We start from the raw sequence: 8,434 nt of genomic DNA, 5'->3' as shown, positions 1-8,434 counted from the left end.
CGTAGAACACGTCTTGCGTCCCGTTTCCGTGGTGGACGTCCCAGTCGAAGATCGCAACCCGATCGGCGGCTCCGTCGTCGAGGACGGTCTGTGCCGCGACGGCGGCGTTGTTGAAAAAGCAGAAGCCCATGGCGTCGTCGGGCACCGCGTGGTGGCCCGGCGGGCGCCCGAGCGCGAAGGGGGTATCCCGCCCGTCGTCGCCGTCGAGCGCCGACCGAGCCGCCCACTGCGAGAGGCCGGCCGAGCTGAGCGCGGCGTCCCACGTTCCCTCGCTCACGACGGTGTCCGGGTCCCAGCTCCCGCCGCCGTCGGCGACGAACGTCTCCAGCTCGTCGACGTACTCCGCGTCGTGGACCGCGACGACCTCCTCGCGGGTCGCCGGATCCGCCTCCGCGTACTCGACGCCGTGTCGCTTCGCCAGTCCGCGGCGGATCGCGCGCAGCCGGTCGGGGTTTTCGGGGTGTCGTTCGCCGGTGTCGTGTTCGAGACACCGCTCGTTGTATCCGAAGCGCATCTACCCGAACAGCGCGAAGTACGTCTCGATGTCCTCGGCCTGTACGGTCCGTCTGTCGGCGTGACGCGCGAGCGTCGCGGCCGCGCTCGCGACGTTGTCCGCGTAGTCCTCTAAGATGTCCGCCAACGCGATCCGCGCGTCGACGCCGACCCGGTATCGGTCGTCGATCCGAAGCCGCGCGATCCGGTCGATGGGGGCGACGGGCAGCGTGAGATCCTCGCGACTGATCACCTGTTCGACGCCGAAATCGGACGCCATCAGCGTTTTCCGTCCGTCTTCGGTTGCCCGTTCGGCCGCGTCGATCGCCAGCTCCGCGCCGTGCGCTTGGATCCGGCGAGCCAACTCCTCAGCGGCGTCCGCGCTGACGCGGAGCTCCCCGGCGTTCCGCCGGATGATCCCGTCGACCGGCGCGAACGGCAACTCGACACTCATACACACAGTCGCGTCCGTGCACCGTAAAACGTTTCCGTTAACCCGCTTTCCGCCGTCGAGCGACTGCATCGGCACTACTCGATGCCTCGCTCCCGGCGACCACTACCGCTCTCGTCGCGCGCCCCGCCGATCAGAACACGTCGTCGGCGTCGATCGTCCCGTCGCGCTCCGTCCCGCGGACCGTCACTTCCTCGCCGAGCCGGAGGCTCGCGTCGGTCTCGACGCTCTTCGTGCGCTGTCCGTCGTCCAACACGACGGGGTCGCCGGTCTGGACGACCGTCCCGGTGAACTCGACATCCTCGGCCGACCGTTCCGCCGTCGCGGCCGCGGCGCCACCGGACCCGGCGTTTCCGCCGTCGCTCTCGACGCCGCTTCCGTCCTCACCGCCGGTCTCGCCCGCGACGGCCTCGGCGGCCGCCTTCTGTCCGTCCTCGGCGAAGGCGCCGAGCCCGGTGTCGCCGGCGCGGTCGCCGGCCTCGGTGCTACCCGACGCTCCGTCGGCGCCCGCCGCATCGCTCCCCTCGTCGAGGACGGTGACGGTCGAGCGCCAGTTTGCCGAGGCCTCGAGGTCGTCCTGCCAGCCGTCCTGGATCTCCACGTCGGTGAAGACGACGCGGTCTGCCAGTTCGATCTCGCGGTCGGCCTTGTCTCCCCACAGCGCGACGCGGATCTCGCCGGTGTCGTCCTTGATGCGGACGTTCCGGACCTGCCCCTCGCTGCCGTCGTCGCGGTCGAACGTGCGCTTCGGGTCGGTCTCGATGACGCCGCCGCCGATGTCGACGGTCTCGCCGATCTCCGCGTCCGCGATGTCGGTCGTCTCCGGAACGTACTCCACGCTCTCGTCGACGCGCTCGACGGTGCCGCGGTCGCCGACGTGGAGCTCGAGGTCGCCGTCGCGCTCGCGGACGTAGCCGTCGCCGACTTCGACGACCTCGCCGGCCGAGAACTCCTCGGCGAGGTCCGCTTTGTCGTCCCACAGCGTCACGCGCACGCGACCCGTCTCGTCGCCGACGGTGAGGTTGGCGACCCGCCCCTCGCTGCCGTCGTCGCGGTCGAACGTGCGGACCGAATCGGTGTCGAGCACCTGGCCGACGAGGTCCACGTCGGACGCCCCGAGCGAGAGGTCCTCCACCCGGTAGGTGTCGAGCACCTGCACGTCGACCTCGGCGTCCTCGTCGGGCTCGACCTTGTCCGCGCTCACTTCGAGCCCGCTGTACCCCTCCTTCGGACGGCCCATGACGCGGAGGACCTGGCCGACCTCCAACTGCTCTTCGGCCGCCGCGGCCATCTCGTCCCACAGCGCGACCCGCACGGAGCCGGAGGCGTCAGCCACGTCGACGTTGCAGACGCGCCCCTCTTCGGCGTCCTCGTCGTCGCGCTCGAACGTGCGAATATCGCCGATGGAGGTCACCTTGCCGAGGAACTTCACGTCGTTCATGCCGGGCTCGATGTCGGCGATCGTCTCGGCCTCCTCGTCGCGCAGCTCGTGGGCGATGAGCATCGCGGCGGTCTCCTCGTCGGCGAGCCCGCCCATCTGCTCGACCTTGTCCTCGACGGCCGCCTCGAACTCCTCGAACTCGACGTCGGTGTCGAGATCCTCGTAGACGTCCTCTATCACTCCCATACGCGTACCTCCTCGGTTGTCGAGTCCGCGGATAAGCGTTGTCCTTGCGGGGGTCTCGCGGTCGAATTCGGGCGCTCGCTCCGCGTGCGCCGCGGCGTCGTCGTCGTCGCGGGTCGGGGCGTCGTCATACCCCTTCATCGGTCCCGTCGATACAAAAGGTGTGCAATCGCTACGCGCCGGCCGGCCGATCGGTGGCGGCCGTCTCGCGGCTCCACGCGTCGACCAGTTGCGACGCGATCGCGCCGTGTGCGACCGTTCGCCACGCGCTCTACGGACCGTAACCGTCTTAAGTAACAGCGCGGTACGTTCATTTGAGTCCTGGTAGGGTAGTGGACTATCCTCTTGGCTTGCGGAGCCAGGGACCGGAGTTCAAATCTCCGTCAGGACGTTTTCGGACACACTACACGGCGAGCATCGCCGATCGGACGCGCGCGTCTCCGAGGGTGCCATACGCACATCCGGGAAACGATGGTCAGTCGTGCGGATGGAACCGCTTCATCGCGCGCTTGACCGCCTCCGTGTCGCCGATAAAGGTGACGTGGTCACCGTACTCCAGCACGCTGTCCGCCGACGGCACGTGGTTCTCGCCGTCGCGGCTGACGACGGCGACGAACGCGCCGTCGGGGATCCGCGCGTTGAGATCCCGGATCGTCTGTCCGGCGAGGGCCTCCGCGGTCACCTCGACCTCCTGAACGTCGTGGCTGTCGCCCAGCTCGTTCATCCAGTGGGTGATCGCCGGGCGTTCGATCTCGTCGTCGATGGCGACGGCGGTGGCCGTCGGCGAGTCGATCGCCTTGACGCCGATGCTCTCGAAGGCGTCGACGTTGTCCGGCTTGTTCACCCGCGAAAACGCCGACTCGACGCCGAACTTCGTGATCGCGAGCTGGCACGTGAGCAGGTTGATGTCGTCGTCGCCGGTCACCGTGATGACGCGCTTCGCGTCGCCGATGCCCGCCTCCCGCAGGGTCTCCGTGTCGCTGCCGTCGCCCTCGAACACGGTGAACCCCATCGAGCGAGCCCGCTCGACTACCTCGTCGTCGTTCTCGACGATGACGACGTACTCACCCCGCCGCTCCAGTCGTGTGGCGAGCGCCCGGCCGACCCGGCCGCCGCCGATGATTATCGTGCGCATTGGTGACACTCCGAGAACGTCGCCGATCTGCCGCGCCAGTCCGGCCTCGATCGCGACCGTGGCGAAGATGACGGCGAACACCGTTCCGACCAGCAGCTCGCCCGCCGCAACGTTTCCGGCCAGCTCCAGTTCGATCGCGAACAGCGTGGCCACGCTCGCCGGGATGATCCCCCGCGGGCCCACTCCGGCGATGAACAGCCGCTCCGGCCACGTGAACCGCTCGACGCCGGCGGTGGCGATGATCGCCCCGAGCGGCCGGAGCACGAGCATGATCACCAGCACGAGCCCGACGGCGCCGAGGCCGAGCGCCGCGATCGCCTCGACGTCGATCAGCGCGGCCAGCGAGATGAACACGAACGAGAGGACCACGAGCGTCGTGTTCTCCGCGAACCGCTCGATCTCCTCCCTGTTGTCGATGTCGAGGTTCCCGAGCAGGATGCCGCTCGTCGCCGCCGCCGCGATGCCCGCCTCGGCGGCGACGGCCTCGGCGGCCGCGAACGCCCCCACCGCCGCCGCAAGCACGAGGAACTGGGACGCCTGCACGTCGCGTTCGGGGACGAGCTCGCTGTCTAGGAGGTAGTAGATGATCACCGTCGCGAGCACCCCGGCGCCCACGCCGACGCCGAACCGTTCGACGAACGAGAAGAGCGTCGCGGGCACCCCGAGGTCGTCGAGCAGCAGCGTCTCGAAGATCACCACGGCGACGATCGCGGCCGTCACGTCGTTGACGATCCCCTCGGTCTCCAGCGCGGTCGCGACGTGGTCCCGAACGCGGACGACGTTGAGTATCGGCGTGATCACGGTCGGCCCCGTCGCCACGAGCAGCGCCCCGATGAGCAGCGCGATCTCCCAGTTCGCCCCCTCGAGGAACCGGACCGCGGCCGCCGTCCCGAGAAACATCACGAGGGCGCTGATCGTCACCAGCCGGAGCGACACCGTGGAGGCGCCTCGGATCCGCTCGATCCGCAGGGCGAACGCCCCCTCGAAGACGATGATCGCGACGCTGAGTCCCACGATGATCTCGAGTCCCTCCCCGAACGTCTCGAGGGTCACGAGCCCCAACACCTCCGGTCCCAACGCGACGCCGATGAGGAGATAGAAGATGACGCTCGGCACCTTCAGGTGGTGAGCGATCAGCTGGACGACGAGTCCCGACACGAGGATCGCCGCGATGACCGGCAACAGGCTAGACACGTCTACGGGGCCTACAACCGCCGCCCTTCTTAGTGTACTGGTGGGCCGAGGAGTTGCGCCCGTCCGTGCCGTCGGCCCATCTGATTATTGTTGGGAATACAACCATTGCGATGAATAACGCTATTGGTTCACACTCTCGAGCAACTATTAACTCAGTTCCTCCTGTCAACGAATATACGCCCGAGCGGAATCCCCCGCTGGGCGACCCCATCATGACCATCCGCGACACCATCCCGACGTTCGCCCCCCTCTGGAGCGTCGGGAAACGGGGTCGCGGAACGGTCGTCGATTGCTCCGACGCCGTCGCCGCGTAACCCCGACGCGGGGGCGGTCGGCTTCGCCCGTCGGAGCGAGCGCCGCCTTCTCTCTCCCCCTTTCCGACAGTTGGACCCGGTAGCTCAAGCGGCAGAGCCTCCGGGGTGAGGAATCGACTCCCTCCCGGGTCCGTATGGCAGTCCACTCCTGCCACCGCGCGACCGATGTCGCGCTCCGGCTGGCGGTCCCCCGCGACGCCGCGGGCGATCTCCACGCCGGGGTCCGCGCCAAGCTCGCCGGCTGCGACGGCGTCGACGTCGAACGCGTCGACGTGGTCGCCCTCCGGCCGCGCCTCAACGACCTCACGGTCGAGGTCGACGCCTCGCTCCGGCTCGCGCCGGATGCCGAGGTCGACGACCTCACCGAGCTCGTCGGGGTCCACGAGGCGCGTCCCCGGTGACGCCGGGCGACCCCGGCCCGCGCGGTCCCCGACCGACGAACCGACTCCGACCGCGGCGCGAGGTCTCGCGCCACCCCACCACACCACGATGTCACGAGACTCACCCTCCAGACGCACGAGACGCCCCGACCGCTACACCGGTCCGGTCCCGCCCCATCGCGTGCCCTCGTGGCGCGCGACCGCGGCGCTCGCCGCGCTGCCGGTTCTGGCGCTCGCGATCGCCGCGTTCCCGACCGCGTCCGCGTTCGTCGCGGCCGCGGTCTCCGGCGGGGTCGCCGGCGCGGCCCTCCACCGCCGGTACCCGGACGCGTTCGATCGCGTGTTCGACCGCTCGCCCTCGGCGCCCGGTGACGAGGGGGTCGGCACCGCCGACGGCTGATCGCGTCGGGCCACCGACGCTCCGCTGACGGTTCGCCCCTCCACCTTCGTCCTCATCGCTTATCAGTCGGAGACTCCGACGGATCGGTATGACCGATTACGATTTCGGCTCCGACGCCGCCGACGCCGGCCCACCCGTTCCCGACGCGCTCCGCGCCGGGGCCGCCCTCTTCAACGAGGGGTACGTCCTCGCGGCGCACGACCCGTGGGAGGCGGCGTGGCTCCCGCTCGAAGACGGTCCCGACGAGCGGCTGCTCCACGGTCTGATCGCGGCTGCGGCGGCGACTCACCACGCCGATGGCCACAACTGGTCCGGCGCCGTCGGCTGTGCGGCCAACGCGGTCGAGTACCTCACCGAGGTCGGGTCGGCATCCAGGGGAGTCGCCGTCGAGCCCGTCCGCGACTGGTGTCGCCGGATCGCGGCCGACCCGGTGACGATCGAGCGCGCGGCTCCGCCGACGCTCCGGGTCGAGGGGTCGCCGCCGCGGTTCGGCGACCTCGACCTCCCGGCCGCGCTGCTCGCGGCGCCGGCGCTGGCCGGCGCGGTCGCTCCCGGCGACGAGGACACGTTCGAGACCGCGGCGGCGCTCGCGCGCGAGGAGCGCGGCACGGGCCGAACGACGTTCGCGGAGCTGCTGCTGGCGTTCCTCCGTACGCCCGACACCCGCCGACAGGTGGCCGCGCGGCTCGCGGATCACGTGGAACTGGCGGAGCGGAAGCGCCGCGACGTCGACGGCCTCTTCTGAACCCCCTCGATCAGGCGCCGTCGGTGGGCGTGTCGGGATCCGTCGGGAAGTTGGGCTCGGCGGGAGCGTCGTCTCGGTTCGGGAACCCGCCGTCACCGGCCGGTTCGTCACCCTCGGTGGTCTCACCGTCGTCACCCTTCGGCTCCCCTTCGAACGTGTAGTCGGCGGAGTTGTCGGCCGGGTCGTAGCCGAGCGCCTCGCGGGCGCGTTCGATCGAGTAATAGCGTCGGTCGTTGTTCGAGATGCCGTACACGATCTCGTAGCCGTAGTCGGCCTGCAGACAGCGGTCGAAGAGGTGCGCGCAGTCGCGGTGCGAGAGCCACATCGCCTGCCCGCGCTCGTACTCCCGCGGTGGGTGGTCCTTCGTGAGGTTCCCGATGCGGACGCAGACGACGCTCATCCCGTGTTCGTCGTGGTGGAAGCGCCCGAGCGACTCCCCGGCCGCCTTCGACACGCCGTAGAGGTTCCCCGGCCGGGGGAGCTCGGTGCCGTCGAGCCGGTAGCCGTCGTCGGGGCGGTAGAGGTCCGGCGTGCGATCGTCGGTCTCGTAGCCGCCGACGGCGTGGTTCGAGGAGGCGAACGCGAACTTCTCGACGCCCGTGTCGACGGCCGCGCGCATCACGACCTGCGTCCCGTCGATGTTGTTCCGGAGCACGGAGTCCCACGGCGCCGTCTTCCGCGGGTCGCCCGCGAGGTGAATCACCGCGCCGACGCCGTCCATCGCCTCCCGGACGGCGTCCGGGTCGGTGATGTCGGCGACGTACCGGTCGGCGTCGGTGACCCCGTCGGGCACCTTCACCGCCGGGAGCGGCTCCCTGTCGAGGAGTCGCCACTCGTAGTCGTCGCCGATGCCGCGGAGGATGGCTTGTCCCACCCGTCCGCCGGCGCCCGTCAGCAGGACCGGCTCGTCCATTCGGTCGTACGTGGGCGCGAGACGGGCATATAAGACACGGTTCGCCCGCGACGCGCTGGATCGCCGATCTGTTGTCCCCGTTACAGCTTCTCTCGCGAGATGCTCACGCCGGTCGGCGTGACGACGATCTGGTCGTCGCCCTTCTGGACGATGTCGCCGTCGACCTCCTGTGCGACCTGCCGCAGTTCGTCGATGATGTGCTCGATCGTCCGGTCGGACGTGGAGTGACGGGTGATGTCCGCGATGACGAAGTCGCCGTCGTAGACGGCGTCTTTGATCGGGATCACGTCGCCCTGGTCGCCGATCTCCGCGATGTGTACCTGCATCCCTGTGTCCGCGTGCGCCTCGGCGAAGTCGTCGAGGTCGAGCTCGACGTAGTCGTCGACGGAGCGGTTCCCGCCCCCGCCGAGGATCTTGCTCATAATACCCATACGCACTACACGACGAGGTTAGACATTAGTTCTTACGTCAGACGCGACGTCGCGCCGGTCGTCAGCGGTTCTCGTCGAGCCGCTCTTGCCACGCTTGGACCCGCGACAACAGCTCCACCGGCGCCGTCTCCGCGAGGTCGACGTCGCTCAGCTCCTCGATCACGGCGCGGGTCTCGGGATCGACCCGATCGATCTCCGCGGTTTCAGTGGCTCCGGCGTTTTTCGCGGTTCCCACGGCCTCTCCGGCTCTTTCGGCCTCCGCGGTCTCACCGTCGCCGTCCGCCGTCGACCCGGACCCCGTCCCGTTACGGCCCTCGCCGGAGGCGGTGGCGTCGGCCTCCGGCGAGGGCCGTAA

Annotated in this window: 10 protein-coding genes and 1 tRNA gene; 4 read left to right on the top strand and 7 right to left on the bottom strand. The window is 69.6% G+C overall.

All coding sequences use genetic code 11. The features are described from left to right. From DJ69_RS00785 to DJ69_RS00775, 3 genes are all read right to left on the bottom strand, one after another. Nucleotides 1-514: histone deacetylase family protein (locus DJ69_RS00785; RefSeq protein ID WP_394338345.1), on the bottom strand; the 514-nt coding region annotated here is incomplete at its 3' end. Further along, on the bottom strand, nt 515-946 hold the full coding sequence (locus tag DJ69_RS00780) for a histone (RefSeq protein ID WP_099253854.1): 432 nt from the start codon (nt 944-946) through the stop codon (nt 515-517). 130 nt (nt 947-1,076) lie between these two features. Beyond that, nucleotides 1,077-2,570: a single-stranded DNA binding protein gene (locus tag DJ69_RS00775; RefSeq protein ID WP_099253855.1), complete on the bottom strand. Its 1,494-nt coding sequence runs from the start codon at nt 2,568-2,570 to the stop codon at nt 1,077-1,079. Nucleotides 2,571-2,885: 315 nt separating this feature from the next. Between DJ69_RS00775 and DJ69_RS00770 the strand changes: the two genes are divergently transcribed. Then, a tRNA-Arg gene (locus DJ69_RS00770) sits at nt 2,886-2,958 on the top strand. 84 nt (nt 2,959-3,042) lie between these two features. Here the strand turns inward: DJ69_RS00770 and DJ69_RS00765 are convergent. After that, nucleotides 3,043-4,884 (bottom strand): cation:proton antiporter, encoded by a 1,842-nt coding sequence (locus tag DJ69_RS00765; protein WP_099253853.1) that lies wholly within the window; start codon nt 4,882-4,884, stop codon nt 3,043-3,045. A gap of 460 nt (nt 4,885-5,344) precedes the next feature. Between DJ69_RS00765 and DJ69_RS00760 the strand changes: the two genes are divergently transcribed. From DJ69_RS00760 to DJ69_RS00750, 3 genes are all read left to right on the top strand, one after another. Beyond that, complete coding sequence (locus DJ69_RS00760; RefSeq protein WP_099253852.1) at nt 5,345-5,611, top strand: hypothetical protein; 267 nt, start codon at nt 5,345-5,347, stop codon at nt 5,609-5,611. A 160-nt stretch (nt 5,612-5,771) separates the two neighbouring features. After that, a complete protein-coding gene (locus DJ69_RS00755; protein ID WP_245851419.1) occupies nt 5,772-5,990 on the top strand; it encodes a hypothetical protein in 219 nt (72 codons plus the stop codon). An 88-nt stretch (nt 5,991-6,078) separates the two neighbouring features. Continuing rightward, nucleotides 6,079-6,735, top strand: a complete 657-nt coding sequence (locus DJ69_RS00750) for a DUF309 domain-containing protein (protein ID WP_099253850.1) — start codon at nt 6,079-6,081, stop codon at nt 6,733-6,735. 10 nt (nt 6,736-6,745) lie between these two features. Here DJ69_RS00750 and azf read toward each other — a convergent pair whose 3' ends face one another. The 3 genes from azf to DJ69_RS00735 all read right to left on the bottom strand — a co-directional run. Further along, on the bottom strand, nt 6,746-7,648 hold the full coding sequence (azf, locus tag DJ69_RS00745; protein ID WP_099253849.1) for an NAD-dependent glucose-6-phosphate dehydrogenase Azf: 903 nt from the start codon (nt 7,646-7,648) through the stop codon (nt 6,746-6,748). An 80-nt stretch (nt 7,649-7,728) separates the two neighbouring features. After that, nucleotides 7,729-8,079 (bottom strand): cell division protein SepF, encoded by a 351-nt coding sequence (locus DJ69_RS00740; protein ID WP_004048756.1) that lies wholly within the window; start codon nt 8,077-8,079, stop codon nt 7,729-7,731. A 61-nt stretch (nt 8,080-8,140) separates the two neighbouring features. Beyond that, nucleotides 8,141-8,434, bottom strand: a 294-nt coding sequence (locus DJ69_RS00735) for a hypothetical protein (RefSeq protein ID WP_144050354.1), incomplete at its 5' end; no start/stop codon positions are given.

Origin of the sequence: Halorubrum persicum, from assembly GCF_002727125.1 — an archaeon.
GTDB classification, from domain to species: domain Archaea; phylum Halobacteriota; class Halobacteria; order Halobacteriales; family Haloferacaceae; genus Halorubrum; species Halorubrum persicum.
Note: the sequence above shows the minus strand (reverse complement) of the source record. Positions and strands in the feature narration are given on the sequence as shown.